The organism is Intestinimonas sp., from assembly GCF_026169115.1.
GTDB lineage: Bacteria > Bacillota > Clostridia > Oscillospirales > Oscillospiraceae > Intestinimonas.
In genome coordinates this window covers 1-21,707 of sequence record NZ_JAPFEA010000141.1, presented here as the reverse complement: position 1 = coordinate 21,707, position 21,707 = coordinate 1, and the positions used below count along the sequence as shown (strand labels likewise).

At 63.1% G+C, this 21,707-nt stretch carries 19 protein-coding genes and 1 pseudogene; 17 read left to right on the top strand and 3 right to left on the bottom strand.

Features of this window, described 5'->3' with window-relative positions:
- Positions 1 to 13: 13 nt before the first annotated feature.
- Together Q0Y09_RS11825 and spoIID are read right to left on the bottom strand one after the other, a co-directional pair.
- Positions 14 to 694, bottom strand: coding sequence for a phosphatase PAP2 family protein (locus Q0Y09_RS11825; RefSeq protein WP_297721898.1), 681 nt, complete (start codon positions 692 to 694; stop codon positions 14 to 16).
- Between the two features lie 230 nt (positions 695 to 924).
- The gene (gene spoIID, locus Q0Y09_RS11820; RefSeq protein ID WP_297721896.1) at positions 925 to 1,956 is read right to left on the bottom strand and encodes a stage II sporulation protein D; all 1,032 of its coding nucleotides are present in this window, start codon (positions 1,954 to 1,956) and stop codon (positions 925 to 927) included.
- 118 nt (positions 1,957 to 2,074) lie between these two features.
- Between spoIID and Q0Y09_RS11815 the strand changes: the two genes are divergently transcribed.
- From Q0Y09_RS11815 to Q0Y09_RS11740, 16 genes are all read left to right on the top strand, one after another.
- Positions 2,075 to 3,439, top strand: coding sequence for a citrate/2-methylcitrate synthase (locus tag Q0Y09_RS11815; protein WP_297721893.1), 1,365 nt, complete (start codon positions 2,075 to 2,077; stop codon positions 3,437 to 3,439).
- A 48-nt stretch (positions 3,440 to 3,487) separates the two neighbouring features.
- Complete coding sequence (locus Q0Y09_RS11810; RefSeq protein WP_297721890.1) at positions 3,488 to 4,801, top strand: sodium-dependent transporter; 1,314 nt, start codon at positions 3,488 to 3,490, stop codon at positions 4,799 to 4,801.
- Between the two features lie 11 nt (positions 4,802 to 4,812).
- Positions 4,813 to 5,640: a putative RNA methyltransferase gene (locus Q0Y09_RS11805; RefSeq protein WP_297721887.1), complete on the top strand. Its 828-nt coding sequence runs from the start codon at positions 4,813 to 4,815 to the stop codon at positions 5,638 to 5,640.
- A gap of 159 nt (positions 5,641 to 5,799) precedes the next feature.
- Complete coding sequence (locus Q0Y09_RS11800; RefSeq protein WP_297721884.1) at positions 5,800 to 6,981, top strand: DEAD/DEAH box helicase; 1,182 nt, start codon at positions 5,800 to 5,802, stop codon at positions 6,979 to 6,981.
- Positions 6,982 to 7,075: 94 nt separating this feature from the next.
- Positions 7,076 to 7,288: a PspC domain-containing protein gene (locus tag Q0Y09_RS11795; RefSeq protein WP_297721880.1), complete on the top strand. Its 213-nt coding sequence runs from the start codon at positions 7,076 to 7,078 to the stop codon at positions 7,286 to 7,288.
- 208 nt (positions 7,289 to 7,496) lie between these two features.
- Positions 7,497 to 8,372: a GNAT family N-acetyltransferase gene (locus tag Q0Y09_RS11790; RefSeq protein ID WP_297721877.1), complete on the top strand. Its 876-nt coding sequence runs from the start codon at positions 7,497 to 7,499 to the stop codon at positions 8,370 to 8,372.
- A gap of 342 nt (positions 8,373 to 8,714) precedes the next feature.
- Positions 8,715 to 9,659 (top strand): ABC transporter permease, encoded by a 945-nt coding sequence (locus tag Q0Y09_RS11785; protein WP_297721874.1) that lies wholly within the window; start codon positions 8,715 to 8,717, stop codon positions 9,657 to 9,659.
- 1 nt (position 9,660) lies between these two features.
- On the top strand, positions 9,661 to 10,923 hold the full coding sequence (locus Q0Y09_RS11780; protein ID WP_297721871.1) for an ABC transporter permease: 1,263 nt from the start codon (positions 9,661 to 9,663) through the stop codon (positions 10,921 to 10,923).
- 16 nt (positions 10,924 to 10,939) lie between these two features.
- A complete protein-coding gene (locus Q0Y09_RS11775; protein ID WP_297721868.1) occupies positions 10,940 to 11,995 on the top strand; it encodes an ABC transporter ATP-binding protein in 1,056 nt (351 codons plus the stop codon).
- Entirely contained in the window at positions 11,988 to 13,061 is a 1,074-nt protein-coding gene (locus Q0Y09_RS11770) for an ABC transporter ATP-binding protein (RefSeq protein ID WP_297721865.1), read from the top strand. The genes Q0Y09_RS11775 and Q0Y09_RS11770 overlap by 8 nt, the downstream gene beginning before the upstream one ends.
- A gap of 633 nt (positions 13,062 to 13,694) precedes the next feature.
- Entirely contained in the window at positions 13,695 to 15,464 is a 1,770-nt protein-coding gene (locus Q0Y09_RS11765; RefSeq protein WP_297721862.1) for a peptide ABC transporter substrate-binding protein, read from the top strand.
- A 234-nt stretch (positions 15,465 to 15,698) separates the two neighbouring features.
- A complete protein-coding gene (locus tag Q0Y09_RS11760) occupies positions 15,699 to 16,568 on the top strand; it encodes a transporter substrate-binding domain-containing protein (RefSeq protein ID WP_317380473.1) in 870 nt (289 codons plus the stop codon).
- A gap of 79 nt (positions 16,569 to 16,647) precedes the next feature.
- On the top strand, positions 16,648 to 17,421 hold the full coding sequence (locus tag Q0Y09_RS11755) for an amino acid ABC transporter permease (RefSeq protein ID WP_297721859.1): 774 nt from the start codon (positions 16,648 to 16,650) through the stop codon (positions 17,419 to 17,421).
- On the top strand, positions 17,408 to 18,130 hold the full coding sequence (locus Q0Y09_RS11750) for an amino acid ABC transporter ATP-binding protein (protein WP_297721856.1): 723 nt from the start codon (positions 17,408 to 17,410) through the stop codon (positions 18,128 to 18,130). The genes Q0Y09_RS11755 and Q0Y09_RS11750 overlap by 14 nt, the downstream gene beginning before the upstream one ends.
- Before the next feature lie 115 nt (positions 18,131 to 18,245).
- Positions 18,246 to 19,013 carry a TatD family hydrolase gene (locus Q0Y09_RS11745; protein ID WP_297721853.1) on the top strand — a complete coding sequence of 256 codons (768 nt, stop codon included), beginning with the start codon at positions 18,246 to 18,248 and terminating at the stop codon, positions 19,011 to 19,013.
- 12 nt (positions 19,014 to 19,025) lie between these two features.
- Positions 19,026 to 19,643: a TatD family nuclease-associated radical SAM protein gene (locus Q0Y09_RS11740; RefSeq protein WP_297721850.1), complete on the top strand. Its 618-nt coding sequence runs from the start codon at positions 19,026 to 19,028 to the stop codon at positions 19,641 to 19,643.
- 600 nt (positions 19,644 to 20,243) lie between these two features.
- Here the strand turns inward: Q0Y09_RS11740 and ychF are convergent.
- Positions 20,244 to 21,338 carry a redox-regulated ATPase YchF gene (gene ychF, locus Q0Y09_RS11735; protein ID WP_297721847.1) on the bottom strand — a complete coding sequence of 365 codons (1,095 nt, stop codon included), beginning with the start codon at positions 21,336 to 21,338 and terminating at the stop codon, positions 20,244 to 20,246.
- A 186-nt stretch (positions 21,339 to 21,524) separates the two neighbouring features.
- Between ychF and Q0Y09_RS11730 the strand changes: the two are divergent.
- A pseudogene (locus Q0Y09_RS11730) lies at positions 21,525 to 21,707 on the top strand (hypothetical protein); the annotation flags it as partial.

Here is a 21,707-nt window from a genome sequence, read left to right as displayed (position 1 = left end):
CTTTTTCAACCGTTTAAGACTCGAAGGCCGTTTTTTTACGGGGAAGCATCGCGTAGAAAAGGCTCATCCCCACGCCGCTCCGGCGGATCACCGTATCCAGGCCCACGGCCAGGGCGACGCCGCAGACCACGTCCACCACCGAGTGCTGCTTGAGGAAGACGGTGGAGAGACAGATGAGCACCGAGAGGACCATCAGGGCCGCCTGACGGCGGACCTGCCCGCTCAGCGTGCGGGAGCGGGCCCCCGCCATGGCAACGGCCACCGTCAGGAACACATGGATGGAGGGGCAGACGTTGGTGGGGGTGTCGGTCTTCCGCAGGAGGATGACCAGCTGACTGAGGATGTCGTCGCTCACAATGGGCCGGCGCAGGAGCTGTCCATTGGGGAAAAGGGCGTAAATGCCCAGGCAGATGGTGAGCCCCACCACGATCATCCGGCAGAGATAGAAGTACTGCTCCGGCTCCCGCTTGTAGAAATACCAGCACATGCCGGGTACCAGGGGGAACCAGGCCACATAGGGGATCAGGAAGGCAGCGCAGAAGGGGATGTAGGCATCCAGGTCGCTGGCGATCCAATACCGTGGCCGGACATAGGACTCCAGCAGCACAAAGCAGATCATATAAAACATAAAATACAGAATGGGTACCGCCAGCATCCGGCGGCGTACCCGCTCGTCGTCCCAGTTGAACACCATATCCGGCGTCCCTCCTTTCCTGTCCTTTGTTGTCCTCTCACGGAAGCAAACTGATTGTACTCTGTCCGGGCATGCAATTCCATAGAAATTTTCTGAAGATTTCTTTAAGCTTTCCGCCCTAAATTTATGCACTTTCCCTCTCTATCTAATAGACGATACAGAAAGGGATTTTGTGACGCCGCCCGGAGGGTTTTTCAAAAATTTTTTGGGGCAGGACAGAGGAACGGCCCTCACGTCTTTTTCCAGGGGCCGATAACGACGCCGGTATAGTAGTGGGTGAGGATCTCCCGCCAGCCGCTCCCCGCCCTGGCCATGGCGTTGGCACCGTACTGACTCATGCCCACCCCGTGGCCGTAGCCGGTGACGGAAAAGGTGACCTTCTCCCCGTCCGCCGCGACAGAGAAGTTGGCCGAGCGCAGGTCGAACAGGGTCCGCAGGGCGGTCCCCTTCACGGCAACGCCCCCCACCTCCACCGTGTCCACCCCGCCGGAGGAGGTGGACACCCGGTTTCGGAACCAGCCCTCCGGCGCGCCCGATAGGTCGGCCTCCGGGTGCTGGGTGAGGAAGACGGTCCGAAATTCCTCCACCGGCACGGTGACCGTGGTGTGGTAGTTGGGGACCTCCTCCCCCTCCGGGCTCTCCACGCTGGCCAGGTAGGGCACGCTGCCCCCCCACACCTCCACCGAGTCCAGGGTCCGCCCCGCCGCCGAGGAGAAAAAGACGGCGTCGATGGGCTTCCCCTCATAAAGGATGGCCTGTCCGTCGGTATCCGATACCGCCCGGGCGATTTTTTCTCCCCAGGTCTGGGCCTCCGCCCCCCATCTGGCGGCGGCCTCCTCCGGGGCGAGGTAGGCCTGACAACAGGAGATGTTGGTACACACATCGGCGTCGGGATGGCTGGGGTTGGGCCCGATGCTCATCTGATAGAGGGTATAGGTCCGGGCGGTGACGGCCTGGGCCCGGAGGGCCTCGGGCTCAAAGGAGGCCGGCATCTCCGCCGCCACCACCCGCCACAGATATTCCGCCATGGTGAGGGAGGCCGTCGTCCCGTCGGGCATGGCCACCCGGACCAGAGTGGCCCCGTCTCCCCCCGCCCCGCCCTGGGCAGTGGGCCTCTGGATGGGCAGGGAGGCGGTGGGGAGGGGACCGGTCTCCTCCGGCCCTTCCCCCTCCGGCCTCCCCAACAGGAGCATGGGGAGCAGGAACACCGCCAGAAGCAGCAGCAGGGCGGTGGCCGCCACAGGGCGTAGCGTCCGTATCATATGCAACCTCCATGGCCGAAAGGGCCTTTCCATTGGAGCCGGGCCCGCTTTCTCGCTTGACGGACCGGCGCCCAGGGCGTAAAATGTAGGGTACTATTTTTTGAGGGGGGAACCACCCATGACCGGAGCGACACGATCCAGGGACTTTATCCAGAGTCTATGCGGAGAATTCCAGAAGCATAACTACATTGATCCCAGCCACTATGAACACATCGACGTGAAGCGTGGGCTCCGGAACGCCGACGGCACCGGCGTCATGGCGGGCATCACCCAGATCGGCAACGTCCAGGGCTACTATATCCAGGACGGCGAGCGGGCTCCCATGGAGGGCCGGCTCATCTACCGGGGCATCAACGTGGAGGAACTCATCCAGGGCTTTACCTCCGAGGGCCGCTTCGGCTTTGAGGAGACCGCCTATCTGCTCCTCTTCGGGGCCCTGCCCACCCGGCGGCAGCTCTCCGACTTCAACGCCGTCCTCTCCCAGCTCCGGCCCCTGCCGGCCAACTTCACCGAGGACATGATCCTCAAGGCCCCGGGCCGGGACATCATGAACCGGCTGGGCCGGTGCATCCTGGCCCTCTACTGTTACGACGAGGCCCCCGAGGACCACAGCCTGGAAAATGAGCTCCGACTGGCCCTCCAGCTGGTGGCCCGGTGCCCCATGATCGTGGCCCACTCCTACGCCGCCAAGCGCCACTACTTCGACAACGACTCCCTCTACCTCCACCGCCCCCAGGAGGGGCTCTCCTTCGCGGAGAACTTCCTCTACGCCATCCGGCATGACAACCGCTTTACCGAGCAGGAGGCCAAGGTGCTGGACCTGTGCATGGTCCTCCACGCCGAGCACGGCGGCGGCAACAACTCCGCCTTTACCTGCCGGGTCCTCTCCTCCTCCGGCACCGACATCTACGCCGCCATCTCGGCGGCGGTGGGCTCCCTGAAGGGCCCCCGCCACGGCGGCGCCAACAAGAAGGTCATGGAGATGTTCCACTATATTCAGGAGGGGGTCTCCGACTGGACGGACGACGGCCAGGTGAAGGACTTTCTCCTCCGCCTCCTCAAGGGGGAGACCGGCGACCGCAGCGGCCTCATCTACGGCATGGGCCACGCCATCTACACCCGCTCCGACCCCCGGGCCAAGCTCCTCAAGCAGTTCGCCCGGGGCCTGGCCGAGGAGACCGGCATGACCCGGGAATTTGCCCTGGTGGAGTCGGTGGAGCGGCTCTCCCCCGAGGTCATCAACGGCTTCCGGGGGGGCGACAAGCCCCTGTGCGCCAATGTGGATCTCTACTCCGGTCTGGTCTACCAGATGCTGGACATCCCCGAGGAGCTCTACACCCCCCTCTTTGCCATGGCCCGGATGGTGGGCTGGTGCGCCCATCGGCTGGAGGAGGTCTACAACCCAGGCAACAAGATCATCCGCCCGGCCTACAAGGCCGTGGCCCCCATACAGCCCTTCGTCCCCCTGGACGCCCGGGGCTGATCCCGCCGGGCCGGCGTCGGCCCCACCACAACACACAAGGAGGACCCTATGTCCCACCACGAACACAAATTCAACTCTTCTGCCGGCGCCGTTCTGGCGGCGGTGGGCTCCGCCGTCGGCATGGGCAATATCTGGCTTTTCCCCTACCGGGTGGGCCAGTACGGCGGCGGCGCCTTTCTCATCCCTTACTTCCTCTTTGTGGCCCTCTTCTCCTATGTGGGCCTCTCCGGCGAATTTGCCTTTGGCCGTCTCACCGGCACCGGCGCCCGGGGCTCCTTTGACTACGCCATGAAAGCACGGGGCCGGAAGGGCGGCGGGATTCTGGGCATTCTCCCCCTGCTGGGTGTGCTGGGCATCGCCATCGGCTATTCGGTGGTGGTGGGCTGGGTCCTGCGGTACGCCGCCGGGGCCCTCACCGGCTCCCTGCTGACGAGCCAGCCCGACGCCTACTTTGACCAGCTGGCCGTCTCCTTCGGCTCCATTCCCTGGCACTTCATCGTCATCGCCGTCACCGTGGCCGTTCTGGTGCTGGGCGTGGCCGCCGGCATCGAGAAGATCAGCAAGCTCATGATGCCCGCCTTCTACCTTTTCTTCCTGGTCATCGCCGTCCGGGTGGCCTTCCTCCCCGGCGCGGCGGAGGGCTACCGCTATCTGCTGGAGCCCGACTGGTCCTATCTCCTCAAATTCGAGACCTGGGTCATGGCCATGGGGCAGGCGTTCTTCTCCCTGTCCATCAACGGCGCGGGCATGCTCATCTACGGCAGCTACATGAAAAAGTCGGAGAACATCATCCGCCAGTCGGTGATGACCGCCCTCCTGGACACCATGGCCGCCCTGCTCTCCGGCTTTGCCATCCTCCCCGCTGTCTTTGCCTTCGGCATCGCCCCCAACAGCGGCCCCTCCCTTATGTTCATCACCATCCCCCGTGTCTTTCAGCAGATGCCCGGTGGTCGGGTGCTGGCCCTCTTCTTCTTTGTCTCCGTCCTCTTTGCCGGCATCACCTCCCTCATCAACATGCTGGAGGCGGTGGGCGAGTCCCTGAGCAAGGGGGCAAAGCTCCCCCGGAAGGTCTCCATGGTGGCGGTGGGCTGCGTCACCTTCGGCGTCTCCATCTTTCTGGAGGCCCTGCCCGCCATGGGGGCCTGGATGGACGCCGTCACCATCTATATCTCCCCCTTCGGCGCTGTGCTGGCCGCCGTCATGATCTACTGGGTCCTGGGCCTCAAGGCCATCCGGGCCGAGCTCATGGAGGGCCGCACCCGTCCCCTGGGCCGGGCCTTCGACTTTCTGGCCAAGTACGTCTACGTCTTCCTCTCCGCCGCCGTGCTGGTGCTGGGCATCGTCTACGGCGGCATCGGCTGAGGGGTACGGCCATGAGTCTCTTCTGCTGTCCCCTGTGCGCCGCTCCCCTCACCCGGACGGAGAAAACCTATGTCTGCCCCAAGGGCCACAGCTTTGACCGGTCCAGGGAGGGCTATGTCCACCTCCTCCCCGCCAACCAGAAGCACGCCAAGGACCCCGGCGACGACAAGGCCATGGCCGCCGCCCGGAACCGCTTCCTCTCCGGCGGGTGGTACGCCCCCCTGCGGGAGACCCTGTGCCGTCTGGCCCTGACCTACGCCCCCAGCCGGGCGGCGGTGCTGGACGCCGGCTGCGGCGATGGCTATTACACCGCCGGTCTCTACGCCGCCCTGGCCGGGACCGGCCAGGTGGAGCAGATGGCCGGGGTGGACCTCTCAAAGCCCTCCCTGCGGTGGGCCGCCCGGCGGGAGAAGGCGGTGGAGTTCGCCGTGGCCTCGGTCTACCATCTTCCCTTGGCTGACCGCTCTGTAGACCTCCTCCTCAACTGCTTCTCCCCCCTGGCTCTGGACGAGTTCCGCCGGGTCCTCCGTCCGGGCGGGGTCTACCTCTACGTGGTCCCGGCGGCCCGGCACCTCTGGGAGCTCAAGGAGGTCCTCTACGAGCAGCCCTACCTCAACAAAGAGGAGGACATTCCCTACGAGGGCTTCTCCTACCTGGAGGTGGTCCCGGTGGAGACGGTGCTGGAGCTCCCTGATCGGGACGCCATCCGGGACCTCTTCTCCATGACCCCCTACCGGTGGAAGACCCCGAAGGCCGGCGCCGCCCGGCTGGAGGAGCTGGACCGGCTGCGGGTGACAGCCGCCTTCCGAATCCATGTTTTTCGGCGGGATCCGGGGTGATCGGTTGCATTTCCCCCGTTTTCGTGATATATTTGCGGCAGAAGCAATGATTTGAGGTCGCGCCTTGGAAAAAAGGCGTCTGGGTGCGGAGCTGGGGTTCCGCTTGCCTGCGGGGGACCTTGGATCGGGCAAGCTGAAAACAGAAAGGATCATGCACCTATGGAAATCAACGGCGAGCAGGTAAACGAAGTCGTCCGCTACGACCAGCTGGGGCTCTCCCCGGAGATCATGCGGGCGCTGGACAAGAAGGGCTATACCCAGGCCACGCCGGTCCAGGGGGGCGCCATCCCCTATTTCATGCAGTGGGCCGACGTCATCGCCAAGGCCCCCACCGGCACGGGCAAGACCTTTGCCTTCGGCATCCCCATGGTGGAGCACATCGACCCGGAAAACGCCGCCGTCCAGGGTCTGGTGCTGGCCCCCACCCGGGAGCTGGCCATCCAGATCATGAACGAGCTGCGGGACCTGTGCGAGTTCAAGGAGGGGGTCCGGGCGGTGGTCCTCTACGGCGGACAGCCCATCGACAAGCAGATCACCCAGCTCAAAAAGCGGCCCCAGATCGTGGTGGCCACGCCGGGCCGGCTCATGGACCACATGAAGCGGCGCACCGTCCGGCTGGACCAGGTCCAGACCGTGGTCCTGGACGAGGCTGACCGGATGCTGGACATGGGCTTCATCCACGACGTCACCCGCATCCTGGACCAGATCAAGCACCGCCGGAACATGGGCATGTTCTCGGCCACCATCTCCCGGGAGGTCATGGATATCTCCTGGGTCTACCAGCGGGACCCGGTGGAGATCGTCGTCCGGCCCGACGAGCAGAACAAGCCCGACATCCAGCAGTACCGCATCGACGTGGACCGGAATGAGAAGGCGGAGATCACCGCCCGCATCCTGGACGCCGCCGGCTATGAGCGGGCCATCGCCTTCTGCAACACCAAGAACATGACCGACCGGCTCACCGGCCTTTTGCGGATGCGGGGCATCACCTGCGAGGCCATCCACGGCGACATCCAGCAGTCGGTGCGGGAGAAGACCCTGGGCAGATTCCGCCGGGGCGAGCTGCGGGTGCTGGTGGCCACCGACGTGGCCGCCCGGGGCCTGGACATCGACGATGTGGACGTGGTCTTTAACTACGATGTCCCCGACGAAAACGAGTACTACGTCCACCGCATTGGCCGCACCGGGCGGGCCAAGCGCCACGGCGTGGCCTACACCCTGGTGTCCACCATCACCGAGGCCATGCGCATGGACGACATCCAGAAGATCACCAAAAATGAGGTCCACCGGCTCAAATATGAAAAGGGCACCCTCCTGGATTTGGAGGAGGGCCAGTCCTGACGGCAGCCCCATTCCTAATCTATTTTTAAGAATCATGAAAAGATTTTTTCATCTTCTTCTGGCATACTAATGTTCAGATAAGGAGGACGCAATCATGGATGGACAGAAAAAACTCTACCGCACCGAATACGGCGCCGCCATGCTCTGCGGCGTGTGCGGCGGCATCGCCGAGTACTTCGGCATCGATCCCAGCATCGTCCGCCTGCTGTGGGCGGCTCTGACCCTCTTCGGCGGGGCCGGCATCCTGCTCTATATCATCGCCGCCATCATCCTGCCCAAGAAAAGCCAGATCTACCCCGGCTACTGACAAAGCACCCCTGCCAGCCGCGCTCCCACAGGGAGCGCGGCTTTTTCCTGCTCTCTGACCCTCTGCGTTTAGAGTCCGGTTTAATGCGCTATACTGGACCCAAAGGCAAGAAACCCTTGCGCGATCTATCCGCACATGATAAACTGCTGTCGAGAAGATCATTCTGCGGCGCAGGGCCCGGCCCGCCGCCTGAAAGGAGCGCATCCCCATGATCGAGATCCGTCCCGCCCGCCCGGAGGAGATCCCCCGGCAGAAGGAGCTCTGGAAGCTGGCCTTCGGCGATGACGACGCCTACATCGACTACTTCTATGCCCACAGCGAGGAGAGCCAGGTGCTCCTCCTCCTGGAAAACGGGGTGGTTTGGACCATGGTGGCCCTCTTTCCGATGACGGTGACCCTTCCCCAGGGCGAGACCCTCTCCTCGGCCTATATCTACGCCCTGGCCACCCACCCCGACGCCCGGAAAAAGGGCTTTGGCCGCTTCATCCTCAACTATGTGGACTACTACCTCCAGGAGTCCGGGAAGGACTGCGTCACCATCGTGCCCGCCGAGCCCTCCCTTTACCGCTACTTCGCCACCACCGGCTTTGAGCCCACCTGCTCCACCCGGAAGGTGGAGCTCCTTCAGGGCATGGTGGACCCGCCCGCCGACGGGGATCGCATCGCCCCGGTCTCCCCCGCCGACTACGCCGCCCTCCGGGAGCGGCTGCTCGCCGGGAGCTTCCGGGTCACATACGGCGAATCCCTCCTGGCCTATCAGCAGGGCCTGTCCCGGATGGAGGGGGGCGACCTCTTCCGTCTCACTGTGGCCGGGAAGGAGGGGCTGGCCGCCGCCGAGTACCTGGACGAGGACACGGTCCTGGTAAAAGAGCTGCTCCTGCCCCCCGCCGCCCAGGCCGGCGGCGCCGCCCTCCTGGCTGACCGGATGCCCGCCCGCCGCTACCACCTGCGGACCCCTCCCTTCTGGGACGGGCTGGCCGGCAGCTACCTCCAGTCCTTCGCCATGGTCAAGTGGTACCGCCCCGAGCTGGCCAAGACCTGGCGGGAGTACCGCCGGGGGTACATGGGGCTGGGCTTCGACTGAGCGTAAAATACCGCCGCTTTTCCGGCACAGGCGCCGGGAGAGCGGCGGTATTTTCATTGTTCGGGATGCATTCCAAACACCGCATTTTGCATTTTTATCCACACTTTACTGCATCACTTCTTTACATTGATACTGTAATGCAGGTTTCGGTGTACAAAGCATCCCGATTTTGTTCTTCTGTGGAACACACTTGCAGGATTCCAAAAAGATTCCATCAATTTGGAGCCGTATTTCCCTTGACGGACAAAAGTTTATGGTATAAAATATATGGAACTGTCCACAGGGATATTCCCCCTGTCGTGAGATAAAAATATACAATACAGAAAAGTGGGAAGTGAAAAAATGGCAAAATACATTTTGAAAAGAGTGCTGATGGCTGTGGTCACATTGTTTATCGTGATTTGCCTCACTTTTTTCCTGATGAACGCCATTCCGGGCAACCCGTGGCTGTCGGAGAAGACTCCTTCCGAGGCCACCATCGCAGCCCTGAATGAGAAGTACGGACTGGATAAACCGGTGACCGTCCAGCTGGGCCTGTATCTCAAGGACATTGCCCACGGCAATTTCCGGAACTCCATCAAGATGCAGAAGGACCGTCCCGTGCTGGATATCATCACCAGCATGTTCCCCATCTCCGCCAAGATCGGCATGATTGCCATTGCATGGGCCATATTGATCGGCGTCCCATTGGGCTGTCTGGCCGCCTTCAAGCGAGGGACCTGGGTGGACAGTCTGCTGCGTGTGGTCTGTACCATAGGCATATCCATGCCGGGCTTCGTGGTGGCCACCATCCTGCTCTTCCTCCTGACCGGCGGCATCGAGGGGTTGAAGCTCTTCCCCACCGCGTTTGACGCCTCCACCTGGAAGAGCTATGTGCTGCCCTGCGCGGCTCTGGGCTTCTACCCCATGTGCTACCTCTCCCGCCAGACCCGGACCGCCATGCTGGACTCCCTGGGTCAGGAGTATATCAAGACCGCCCGGGCCAAGGGCCTCAAAAACAAGAAGATCATCTTCAAGCACGCCCTGCGCAACGCCCTCATCCCGGTCATCACCTACCTGGGGCCCCAGGTGGCCTTCACCCTGTGCGGCGGCTTCGTGGTGGAGAAGGTCTTCTCCATCCCCGGCCTGGGCCGCTACTTCGTCATGTCCATCCAATCCCGCGACTATCCCGTTATCATGGGCACCACCATCTTCCTGGCGGCCTTCGTCATTCTGATGAACCTGCTGGTGGACCTGCTCTACAAGCTGGTGGACCCGCGCATCAATCTGAGCAAGGGAGGAAACTGAGTTGGCAGAGAAAAAACATCAGAAGGTACTCGGCTCCCTCCAGCCCGACGTTGAGGACATCCTGAGCTGGAACGACCTGCCGGAGGGCTCCTTCGAACCCGCCAGCACCCAGGAGAAGGCCAGCTTCATCCAGGACCGCAAGAGCGTGTCCTACTGGAGGGACGCCTGGCGGCGGCTGCGCCGCAACCGGGTGGCCATGGTGGCCATGGTCATCGTCATTCTCATCGCCCTGTTTGCCTTTGTGGGGCCCTTCTTTGTGCCCTACGACTACGACGAGCAGATCCGGGGTGCCAACAACCTCCACCCCTGGCACTACTCCCTGGAGGACCGGGCGGCCCAGGACCCGGAGGCCGCCATCGAGCAGGCCCGGCAGGAGGCCGCCGCCGAGGGCCGCACCCTCAGCCGGCTGGAGGAGGCCCAGATCCGGGCCCAGATCAAGGCCGGCGGCGCCAGCGAGCTGAAGCCCCGCCTCTTCGGCTACACCGATGAGGAGCTTCAGCGCAAGGCCAACGGCGAGTTCGTCTTCCCCCATGTCTTCGGCTGCGATATGCACGGCCGCGACATCATGGTTCGGACCATGGTGGGCGCCCGGGTGTCCATGATCGTGGGCATCTGCTGCGCCATCATTGTGCTGGTCATCGGCGCCCTGTACGGCTCCGTCTCCGGCTACTGCGGCGGCAAGGTGGACGCGGTGATGCAGCGCATCGTGGAGATCATCTACACCATCCCCGAGGTGCTCATCATCCTGCTCCTCTCCGCCACCCTCAAGCCCATCCTGGAGAATTTCCAGAACTCGGGCAACGGCCCGCTCCAGAACCTGGTGACCATCCTGGGCCCCAACCTCATCTCCATCTTCATCGCCTTCGGCCTGCTGTACTGGGTGACCATGAGCCGCATCATCCGCGGCCAGATCCTCCAGCTCAAGCAGCAGGAGTACGTCACCGCGGCCCGGGCCCTGGGCGCCAAGGGCGGCCGGATCATCCGGCGGCACCTGCTGCCCAACTGCATCGGCCAGATCGTCACCACCACCTTCCTGCAGATCCCCTCGGCCATCTTTACCGAGTCCTTCCTGTCCTTCCTGGGCATGGGCGTCTCGGCTCCCATGACCAGCCTGGGCTCCATGTGCTCCGACGCCCTGGGCGGCCTGACCACCTATCCCTATCGACTGTTCATCCCCGCCATCATCCTCAGCGTCATGATCCTGTGCCTGAACCTCTTCGGCGACGGCCTGCGCGACGCTCTGGATCCCCGGCTGAAGAAATAAGAGAGGAGGAGACAGTATGGAAAACAACGAGAAAAGCGGCAAGCTGCTGGAAGTGAAGGACCTCCACGTCTCTTTCTTCACCCCCGCCGGCGAAGTCAAGGCGGTGGGCGGCATCAGCTACGACCTCAACTACGGCGAGGTCATGGGCATCGTGGGCGAGTCCGGCTCCGGCAAGAGCGTGGAGGCTTACTCCATCATCGGCCTGCTCCAGTCCCCCGGCAAGGTGGTGGGCGGCTCCATCACCCTGGAGGGGGAGGACGTGCTCTCCAAGAACAAGCAGGAGATGGTGGCCCTCCGGGGCAGCAAGGTCGCCATGATCTTCCAGAACCCCATGACCTGCCTCAACCCCGTCTACACCATCGGCAACCAGCTCATGGAGGCCCTGAAGGCCCATGACAAGAACGTCTCCAAGGAGGACGCCGCCAAGCGGGCCATGGAGATGCTGGAGCTGGTGGGCATCAACAACGTGGAAAAGCGGATGAAGCAGTACCCCCACGAGCTCTCCGGCGGTATGCGGCAGCGGGTCATGATCGCCATGGGCCTCATCTGCCACCCCCAGCTGCTCATCGCCGACGAGCCCACCACCGCTCTGGACGTGACCATCCAGGCCCAGATCCTGGAGCTCATGAAGGACCTCCAGAAAAAGACCCACATGGGCATCATCTTCATCACCCACAACCTGGGCGTGGTGGCCGAGATCTGCGACAAGGTCAGCGTCATGTACGCCGGCAAGATGGTGGAGCAGGGCCCCGTGGACGACATCTTCTACAAGCCCGGCCACCCCTACACCATCGGTCTGCTGCGGTCCATGCCCCGGGTGGACGCCGAGAGCTACGAGCGGCTCATCCCCATCGAGGGCACCCCCGTGGACATGCTCAATCCCCCCGACGGCTGTCCCTTTGCCCCCCGGTGCGAGCACGCCATGAAGATCTGCCTGCAAAAGATGCCCCCCTATGTGGAGCTGGGCGACAACCACCGCTCCGCCTGCTGGCTGCGGGTGCAGGAGCAGGTGGCCGCAGGAAAGACCGGGCCCGCGGCGGCCGAGAACAAGGAGGCGGGCGACCATGAGTGAGAAAAATGATATCCTGGTACAGGTGGACCACCTGACCAAGTATTTCGGCATCAAGGGCGTCAAGGGTCCCGGCGTCCAGGCGGTGGAGGACGTCTCCCTCTTCATCCGCCGGGGCGAGACCCTGGGTCTGGTGGGCGAGTCCGGCTGCGGCAAGACCACGCTGGGCCGCACCATCCTGCGGCTCCATGAGCCCACCTCCGGCAAGATCGTCTACGACGGCCAGACCATCTATGAGCACGAGTACCCCTTCGCCCCCAAGACCGTCCAGGTCAAGGGCAAGGACGGCTCCCTCACCGAGGAGACCACCCTGGTGAAGAAGTCGGTCCCCCGTGAGAAGGCGGTGGATATGCTCCCCTACCGCCGGAAGATGCAGATCATCTTCCAGGACCCCTCCGCCTCCCTGGACCCCCGCATGACGGTGGGCGAGATCATCGGCGAAGCCCTGGACATCCACAAGATGTGCCCCAGCAAGGCCGATCGCACCGGGCGCATCAAGGAGCTGCTGGGCATGGTGGGCCTGAACACCGAGCACGCCAACCGCTACCCCCATGAGTTCTCCGGCGGCCAGCAGCAGCGTGTGGGCATCGCCCGCGCCCTGGCGGTGCGGCCCGAGTTCATCGTCTGCGACGAGCCCATCTCCGCCCTGGACGTGTCCATCCAGTCCCAGGTGGTCAACATGCTGGAGGATATGCAGCAGGAGCTGGGCCTCACCTACCTGTTCATCGCCCATGACCTCTCCGTGGTGCGCCACATCTCCAACCGCATCGGCGTCATGTACCTGGGCACCCTGGTGGAGCTGGCCGAGAGCTACGAGCTCAACAAGCACCCCATCCACCCCTATACCAAGACCCTGCTCTCCGCTGTGCCGGTGCCCGACCCCGAGGTGAGCCGCACCCGGCAGCGGATCGTGCTGGAGGGCGATATCCCCTCCCCCATGAATCCCCCCTCGGGCTGCCGGTTCCACACCCGCTGCCCCTACGCCACCGACCGGTGCCGAGAGGCCGTCCCCCAGCTCAAGGAGCACGCGCCCGGACACTGGGCCGCCTGTCATCTGCTGGACAAATAAGCGGCAGACCGTTTTCTCCTCGTCATTCTGAGGCCACAGGCCGAAGAATCCGCTCCCTCGTCCTTTTTCCAGGACGGGAGAAACGGATTCTTCGCTTCGCTCAGAATGACAAGAGAAATGCGCAGAAGGACCTTGAAAACGCCCCCCTCCTCGTCATTCTGAGGCCATAGGACGAAGAATCCGCGCCCTCGTCCTTTTTCCGGGACGGGAGAGACGGATTCTTCGCTCCGCTCAGAATGACAAGAGAAATGCGCGGGACGACAAAAGAAATCCGCAAAAGGATCTTGAAAGCGCCCCCCTCCTCGTCATTCTGTGGCCATAGGCCGAAGAATCCGCGCCCTCGTCCTTTTTCCAGGACGGGAGAAACGGATTCTTCACTTCGCTCAGAATGACAAGAGAAATGCGCAGAAGGACAAGCGGAAATACCCAGAAGGAAAAATGCCCCATCTTTTGCTTCATTCTTTTGAAACACATTCTTTACAGAATTGTTACAACCGTGGTATAATACCCTCATTCCCAAAAGGCCACGGCCTTTTGGCGGCCGCATAGCGGCCGCCGGGCGGCTGTGACCGGGTCTGTGTATCCCGCCGCAAGGCGCTACGATACAAGAAATTATAAGATGGAGGTCAAACTATGAAAAAGACGAAGCTCCTGTCTCTGCTTCTGTCCGGGGCCCTCGTGTTCGGTCTGCTGGCCGGCTGCGGCGGCGGCACCCAGAGCACCCCTGCTCCCACCGGTACCCCTGCTCCTGGCACCGAAGCCCCCACCGGCGAAGGCTTTGAGATGAACATCAACATCGCCTCCGAGCCCCAGTCCATCGACCCCGCTCTGAACACTGCTGTGGACGGCGCCATCATGCTCAACCACATGTTTGAGGGCCTGATGCGCTGGAACGACTCCGGCGTGGAGACCAATGGCACCAACGGCAGCTGCACCAACGCCGTGCTGGCCCCCGGCCAGGCCGAGAGCTATGAGAAGGTGACCAACGAGGACGGCACCGTCACCTACACCTTCAAGCTGCGGTCCGACGCCAAGTGGTCCGACGGCAAGGACGTCACCGCCCAGGACTTCGTGTTCACCTGGCAGCGTCTGGTTAACCCCGAGACCGCCGCTGATTACAGCTACATGATCGACTGCGTCAAGGGCGCCAGCGAGATCATCTACGGCACCCCCACCGGCGAGCTGGACGAGGAGGGCAAGGAGATCATTGAGTACGCCGACCCCTCCACCCTGGCTGTCAAGGCCCTGGACGAGAAGACCTTCGAGGTCACCCTGGCCACCGACCTGCCCTACTTCCTGGAGATCTGCGCCTTCCCCGCCACCTTCCCCGTGCGCGAGGACATCGTGAGCAACGCTCAGTGGACCTACGACCCCGCCACCTACATCTCCAATGGCCCCTACAAGATGACCGTCCGTGAGACCAACTCCCAGATCGTCATGGAGCCCAACGAGCACTACTACGGCGTGGCCGACCTGGGCCCCACCAAGATCACCTTCAAGCTGATGGAGGACGCCAACGCCATGCTCAACGGCTTCAAGACCGGCGAGCTGGACTTCATCGAGCAGATGCCCGTGGACGAGATCGCCGGCCTGATGACCTCCGGCGATTTGAAGATCGTGGACTACATCGGCACCTACTATGTCTGCTACCAGACTCAGAAGGCCCCCTTCGACGACCCCCGCGTCCGCAAGGCCTTCACCCTGGCCATTGACCGCACCTATATCGTCAACGAGATCACCCAGACCGGTCAGGTCGAGGCCGGCGGCTTCGTGCCCGCCGGTGTGTATGACGCTGCTGGCGCCACTGGCGACGACTTCCGCACCACTGGCGGCGACTACTACGCCCCCACCGACGCCGACTACCAGGCCAACTGCGATGAGGCCCGTGCCCTGCTGGCCGAGGCCGGCTACCCCAACGGCGAGGGCTTCCCTGTCGTTGAGTACCTCTACAACACCGACGACGCCCACAAGGCCGTTGCCGAGGCCCTCCAGGGCATGTGGCAGAAGGAGCTGGGCGTGACCGTCACCCTGAACAACCAGGAGTGGGCCACCTTCCTCCAGACCCGTAAGGACGGCGATTACTCCATCGCCCGCAACGGCTGGATCGCCGACTACAACGATCCCATGTCCTTCCTGGATATGTGGCTCACCGGCGGCGGCAACAACGACGCCAAGTACTCCAACGCCGAGTACGACGCCAAGATCCAGGCTGCCAAGACCGAGACCGATCCCGCCGTCCGCATGCAGCTGCTGCACGACGCCGAGAACATCATCATGGGTCAGGACTACGCCCTGTGCCCCCTGTACTTCTACACCCAGAAGTACATGCTGACCGACGGCATCGAGGGTATGTACTACACCCCTCTGGGCTTCTTCTTCTTCGACCGCTGCACCAAGGGCTGAACCCCTCCGCCAGTCAACTGACTGCTGACAAAGACCGGGCCGCTGTAAAGCGGCCCGGTCTTTTTTGCCCCGCTCTTTATCCAACCTGACCAGCACATCCATTTATTCACCTATATTCTATTCATTTTGCATAAAACCATCTTTTTTTCAAAATAGGGCTTGCATTATCCGGGAAGCCGTTGTATAATCATACACAACAAATGACCCACGCGGGTCCAAGAGGAGAGAATGAACATGATGAATATGAAGAAACTGCTCTGCCTGGCCCTGGGCGCTTCCCTGAGCTTCAGCCTGCTGGCCGCCTGCGGCGGCGGCTCCGCCGCCACCCCCGCCCCCGAGACCACCGCTCCCGCCCAGACCACCCCTGCTGTGACCGAGCCCGCCGGCGAGGCCGCCTTCACCACCGTGGAGGAGGGCAAGCTGATCCTCTCCACCAACTCCGAGTTCCCTCCCTATGAGATGCTGGCCGACGGCGAGGGCTACAACGGCACTGGCCTGGAGGGCATCGACATCGAGGTCGCCGGCGCCATCGCCGAGAAGCTGGGCCTGGAGCTCCAGATCGACGACATGGGCTTTGACGCCGCTCTGGAGGCCGCTCAGAACGGCAAGAGCGATATGGTCATGGCCGGCGTCACCATCACCGAGGACCGTTTGCAGGTCCTGGACTTCACGGACAGCTATGCCACCGGCGTGCAGGTGGTCATCGTCAAGGAGGGCTCCGACGTGACCATGGACAATCTGGGCGAGAAAATGATCGGCACCCAGATGGGCACCACCGGTTTCCTCTACGCCTCCGACACCCCTGAGAACGGCGGCTACGGCGAGGAGCACGTCATCGGCTACGACAACGGCGCCATCGCCGTCCAGGCCCTGGTCAACGGCCAGATCGACGCCGTCATCATCGACGACAAGCCCGCCCAGGCTTATGTGGAGGCCAACCCCGGCCTGACCACCCTGCCCGGCGAGTGGGTCGTGGAGGACTACGCCATCGGCGTGGCCAAGGGCAACACCGCCCTGCTGGAGGCCATCAACGCCGCCATGGCTGAGCTGAAGGCCGACGGCACCTTCCAGGCCATCGTGGACAAGTACATCAAAGCGGACTGATCCCTCTGATCCAACGCAAGAGGGCGGCTGGAGAGCCGCCCTCTTGTATTGACGTTATGAAAAGGAAGGAGCCTCGCCTATGAATTGGCAGCCGCTCTACGAGCAACTGGCAGAACAACTGAAGGCCGGAGCCGAACTCCCCTTCTGGCAGGATTTTTATGTGAGCATCTGCAAGGCATTCCTAGTCGCTGACCGCTGGCAGCTCTATCTCAAGGGCATCGCCACCACCTTACAGCTGACTGTCATTGCCCTCGCCATCGGCGTGGTGCTGGGTATGGCGGTGGCCGTGATCCGCACCGCACACGACCAGCAGCTGCCCGGCCGCCGCAACCCCATCCTTGGGCTGATAAACGTCCTGTGCAAGGTCTACACCACCGTCATCCGGGGCACCCCCATGATGGTACAGCTGTTGATCTGGGGCTTTGTTATCTTCAAGAGCAGCCGCAACTACGCCATGGTGGGCGCGCTGGGCCTGGGCATCAACTCCGGCGCCTATGTGGCCGAGATCGTCCGGGGCGGCCTGATGAGCGTGGACGGCGGCCAGATGGAGGCCGGCCGCTCCCTGGGCCTGAACTACTTTGACACCATGCGCTTCATCGTCGTCCCCCAGGCGTTCAAGAACATCCTTCCCTCCCTGGGCAACGAGTTCATCACCCTCTTCAAGGACACCTCCCTGGTCTCCGCCATCGGTGGGGCCGAGCTGGTCTATTACGCCAAGGGCATCGGCGGCAAGATCTACGACTACATGTACCCCTACATCGGAATCGCCGTGATGTATCTGATTTTTGTTCTGATCTTGACCTGGCTCCAGGGCAAGCTGGAAAGGAGGCTGCGTCAGAGTGATCGACGTTAAACATCTCTCCAAGTCCTTCGGCGACCATCTGGTGCTGGACGACATCTCGGAGCACATCCACCCCGGCGAGAAGGTGGTCATCATCGGGCCCTCCGGCTCGGGCAAGTCCACTTTCCTGCGCTGTCTCAACCTGCTGGAGACCCCCACCTCCGGCGTCATCTCCTTTGAGGGCACCGAAATCACCGACCCCAAAACGGACATCGACGCCATCCGCCGCCAGATGGGCATGGTCTTTCAGCACTTCAACCTCTTTCCCAATATGACCATCCGCAAAAACATCACCCTGGCCCCCGTGCGCACCGGCCTGATGGCCCAGGCCGAGGCCGACGACGCCGCCTCCGCCCTCCTCCGGCGGGTGGGGCTGGAGGACAAGGCGGACGCCTACCCCGCCCAGCTCTCCGGCGGCCAGAAACAGCGCATCGCCATCGTCCGGGCCCTGGCCATGCGTCCCAAGGTCCTGCTCTTTGACGAGCCCACCTCCGCCCTGGACCCCGAGATGGTGGGCGAGGTGCTGGAGGTCATGAAGCAGCTGGCCGACGAGGGCATGACCATGGTGGTGGTCACCCACGAGATGGGCTTCGCCCGGGAGGTGGGCAGCCGGGTCCTCTTCATGGACGGCGGCCACATCCTGGAACAGAACGAGCCCCACGCCTTCTTCGCCAACCCCAAGGAGCCCCGGACCATCGAATTTTTGTCCAAGGTCCTGTAAACACATGAAAAGCGGACGCCTCCGGCGTCCGCTTTTTTGCGTTAAAGCGCACTTGAAAAAAAGCTGCAAAACGGTTAAGATTAAAATAATGAAATGAAAAAGCGAGGACCGAGCCATGATCTTTGATACCCATGCCCACTACTATGACGACGCCTTTGACGCCGACCGGGCCGCCCTGCTCTCCGCCCTGCCGGGCAAGGGGGTGGACCTGGTGGTCTGCCCCGGCTGCGACCTGGAGAGTTCCCGGCAGTGTGTGGACCTGGCGGAGCAATACGACTACATCTATGCCGCCGTGGGCTTCCACCCGGAGAATCTGGAGGGGGCCGCCCTCCGTGACCTGGACGCCGTCCGGGCCCTGGCCGCCCACCCCAAGGTGAAGGCCATCGGCGAGGTGGGGCTGGACTACTACTGGGTCAAGGAGCCGGAGGCCCGGGCCTTCTCCCGGGACTTCTTCGACGCCCAGCTCTCCCTGGCCGAGGAGCTGGACCTGCCCGTCGTGGTCCATGACCGGGACGCCCACCGGGACTGTCTGGACATCGTCCGCGCCCACCCCAACGCCCGGGGGGTCTTCCACTGCTGCGCCCTCAGCGCCGAGGACGCCAAGGTGGCCCTGGACCGGGGCTGGCTGCTCTCCTTCACCGGCAACATCACCTTCACCAACGCCCGCCGGGCCCCGGAGGTCATCCGCCTGGCCCCCATGGACCGCATCATGCTGGAGACCGACGCCCCCTATATGGCGCCGGTGCCCCACCGGGGGGAGCGGTGCGACTCCTCCCTCATTCCTCTCACCGCCGCCACCATCGCCCAGCTCAAGGGCCTGACGGTGGAGGAGGTCCTGGCCGTCACCCTGGACAACGGAAAACGGTTTTTTGATATCATCTGAGGAGGGATTGGTATGGAGACCATCAGCTATGAGTACGCGGACGCCCTTTATGTCAACCTGACCAACCGGTGCGACTGCGCCTGCGTCTTCTGCCTGCGGCAGAACGGCCACAAGGGGTCCATCTACGCCGACGACCTGTGGCTGGACCACGAGCCCACCCGGGAGGAGGCCCTCCGGGACCTGCTGGACCGGGACCTGAACCGCTACCGGGAGCTGGTCTTCTGCGGCTTTGGGGAGCCCACCTTCCGCATCGACGACATTCTGTGGCTGGTGGACGAGCTCAAGCGGACGGCCCCCGGTCTGCCGCCGGTGCGCATCAACACCAACGGCCACGCCAGCCTCCTCCAGGGCCGGGACGTCTGCCCCGACCTCAAGGGCCGCATCGACGTGCTCTCCATCTCCCTCAACGGCTCCACGCCGGAGGAATATCTGGCCGTCACCCGGCCCCGGGACGGCCTTCTGGCCTGGAAGGCCATGCTGGACTTCACCCGGGAGGCGGTCAAGTACGTCCCCACGGTGATGATGACCGTGGTGGACAAGGACAAGTCCCCCGAGGAGCTCGAACGGTGCCGGGCCCTCTGCCAGGACCTGGGCGCCCAGCTCCGGGTCCGGGCCTACATCCCCGACTGAGTCCTTTTTTCTCCTTCTTTTTCTTGCAAGAAAAAGAACTTTGACATCGCTCTGTGAGCCCTCTCGCCACCCTTGTGTGGAACGCGACGCCCCTCACCCCCGCGTCATGCTGAGCGGAGCGAAGCATCCGCATCTCCCGTCCTTTTGCGTCATGGAACGACTCCCTCAGAGAGGGAGCCAACGGATTCTTCGCCTGCGGCTCAGAATGACGAAGGGTGAAGGGCTCAGGAAGACGGGAAAGAGAGCGGCGGCGTTCGGCGGGGGAAACATGTATGGTGTGACCGTAGGGGCCGATGTCCCCATCGGCCCACCCCAGCCCGCACCGCCATGTTTGGGCGCGTCTGGCAAGCCGCGCCCCGCCGTCAACGCCCCCCACCCCTACGTCATGCTGAGCGGAGCGAAGCATCCGCATCTCCCGTCCTTTTGCGTCATGGAAAGACTCCCACAGAGAGGGAGCCAACGGATTCTTCGCCTGCGGCTCAGAATGACGAAGGGTAAAGGGCTCAGAATGACGGTGGAGCATACCCCAAACAGACAAAACCCCGCCCACGCCGCTTGACTGCGGCGTGGGCGGGGTTTTCCTCTGCAATTTATCTGCCCTTACACGTTGAACCGGAACAGGATGATATCGCCGTCCTGGACCACGTACTCCTTGCCCTCGGAGCGGACCAGGCCCTTTTCCTTGGCGGCGTTCATGGAGCCGTTGGCCTTCAGGTCCTCAAAGGAGACCACCTCGGCCCGGATGAAGCCCCGCTCGAAGTCGGAGTGGATCTTGCCGGCGGCCTGGGGGGCCTTGGTGCCCCGCTGGATGGTCCAGGCCCGGCACTCGTCCTCGCCGGAGGTGAGGTAGGAGATGAGACCAAGCAGGGCGTAGCTGGCCTTGATGAGCCGGTCCAGGCCGGACTCGGCAATGCCCAGGTCCTCCAGGAACATGGCCTTTTCGTCGGGCTCCAGCTGGGCGATCTCGGCCTCCAGCTGGGCGCAGACGGGGATGACCTGGGCCCCCTCGTCGGCGGCCACCTTGGCCACCTGCTGGTAGTAGTCCACGCTCTGATAGTCGGAGAAGCCCGCCTCGTCCAGGTTGGCGGCATAGATGACCGGCTTGAGGGAGAGGAGTTCGGACTGGGCGATGAGGGCGGCGTCCTCCTCATCACACTGGTAGGAACGGGCGGACTTGCCCGCGTTGAGCCAGTCCATGAGCCCCTGGAGCACCTGCGCCTCGTGGGCCGCCTTCTTGTCGCCGGTCTTACCCATCTTGGCGCACTTGTCCATGCGCCGCTGGACCATCTCCATGTCGGCCATGATGAGCTCGATGTCGATGATCTCGATGTCTCGGAGGGGGTCGGTGGAGCCCTCCACATGGATGACGTTGGGGTCGTCAAAGCAGCGGACCACATGGACGATGGCGTCGGTGGCCCGGATGTTGGAGAGAAACTTGTTGCCCAGGCCCTCGCCCCTGGAGGCCCCCTTCACCAGTCCGGCGATGTCCACGAACTCAATGACGGCGGGGGTGGTCTTCTTGGGGTGGTAGAGCTCGCTGAGCCAGTCCAGACGGCTGTCCGGGACGGCCACCATGCCCACGTTGGGGTCGATGGTGCAGAAGGGGTAGTTGGCCGACTCCGCGCCGGCGTTGGTGATGGCGTTGAACAGGGTGGACTTGCCCACGTTTGGGAGCCCCACGATGCCTAGCTTCATTGGTATAAGACCCTCTTTCGGTATTTGTCGCCCGATATTGTACCATAAAGCGGGGGGCAAGGCAATCCTTTTCCGCCTTCGGACCTCCTTTTCGCCCCCTGTCCTGTCCATTTCCGGTTGCACTTGTGCGGAAGCGGCGGTATACTTATTTTATCGTAACTCAGATTCGACCAAGGAGGGCAAACCATGAAAAAACCTGTATCGCTGCTGTTGTCTGCCGCCCTGTGCGTTGGCCTGGCGGCCCCGGCGGGGGCGTCGGCGGTCCAGCACTTTTCGGACGTACCGGCCACCCACTGGGCCTACCAGCAGGTGGAGCGGAGCTACGCCGACGGCGTGATGGAGGGCACCGGCGGCGACCCCGCCAAGGGG

Coding starts and splice junctions, on each gene's coding strand:
- Q0Y09_RS11825 (WP_297721898.1), bottom strand. CDS start 694: ATGGTGTTCAACTGGGACGACGAGCGGGTACGCCGCCGGATGCTGGCG.
- spoIID (WP_297721896.1), bottom strand. CDS start 1,956: ATGATACGGACGCTACGCCCTGTGGCGGCCACCGCCCTGCTGCTGCTT.
- Q0Y09_RS11815 (WP_297721893.1), top strand. CDS start 2,075: ATGACCGGAGCGACACGATCCAGGGACTTTATCCAGAGTCTATGCGGA.
- Q0Y09_RS11810 (WP_297721890.1), top strand. CDS start 3,488: ATGTCCCACCACGAACACAAATTCAACTCTTCTGCCGGCGCCGTTCTG.
- Q0Y09_RS11805 (WP_297721887.1), top strand. CDS start 4,813: ATGAGTCTCTTCTGCTGTCCCCTGTGCGCCGCTCCCCTCACCCGGACG.
- Q0Y09_RS11800 (WP_297721884.1), top strand. CDS start 5,800: ATGGAAATCAACGGCGAGCAGGTAAACGAAGTCGTCCGCTACGACCAG.
- Q0Y09_RS11795 (WP_297721880.1), top strand. CDS start 7,076: ATGGATGGACAGAAAAAACTCTACCGCACCGAATACGGCGCCGCCATG.
- Q0Y09_RS11790 (WP_297721877.1), top strand. CDS start 7,497: ATGATCGAGATCCGTCCCGCCCGCCCGGAGGAGATCCCCCGGCAGAAG.
- Q0Y09_RS11785 (WP_297721874.1), top strand. CDS start 8,715: ATGGCAAAATACATTTTGAAAAGAGTGCTGATGGCTGTGGTCACATTG.
- Q0Y09_RS11775 (WP_297721868.1), top strand. CDS start 10,940: ATGGAAAACAACGAGAAAAGCGGCAAGCTGCTGGAAGTGAAGGACCTC.
- Q0Y09_RS11770 (WP_297721865.1), top strand. CDS start 11,988: ATGAGTGAGAAAAATGATATCCTGGTACAGGTGGACCACCTGACCAAG.
- Q0Y09_RS11765 (WP_297721862.1), top strand. CDS start 13,695: ATGAAAAAGACGAAGCTCCTGTCTCTGCTTCTGTCCGGGGCCCTCGTG.
- Q0Y09_RS11760 (WP_317380473.1), top strand. CDS start 15,699: ATGATGAATATGAAGAAACTGCTCTGCCTGGCCCTGGGCGCTTCCCTG.
- Q0Y09_RS11755 (WP_297721859.1), top strand. CDS start 16,648: ATGAATTGGCAGCCGCTCTACGAGCAACTGGCAGAACAACTGAAGGCC.
- Q0Y09_RS11745 (WP_297721853.1), top strand. CDS start 18,246: ATGATCTTTGATACCCATGCCCACTACTATGACGACGCCTTTGACGCC.
- Q0Y09_RS11740 (WP_297721850.1), top strand. CDS start 19,026: ATGGAGACCATCAGCTATGAGTACGCGGACGCCCTTTATGTCAACCTG.
- ychF (WP_297721847.1), bottom strand. CDS start 21,338: ATGAAGCTAGGCATCGTGGGGCTCCCAAACGTGGGCAAGTCCACCCTG.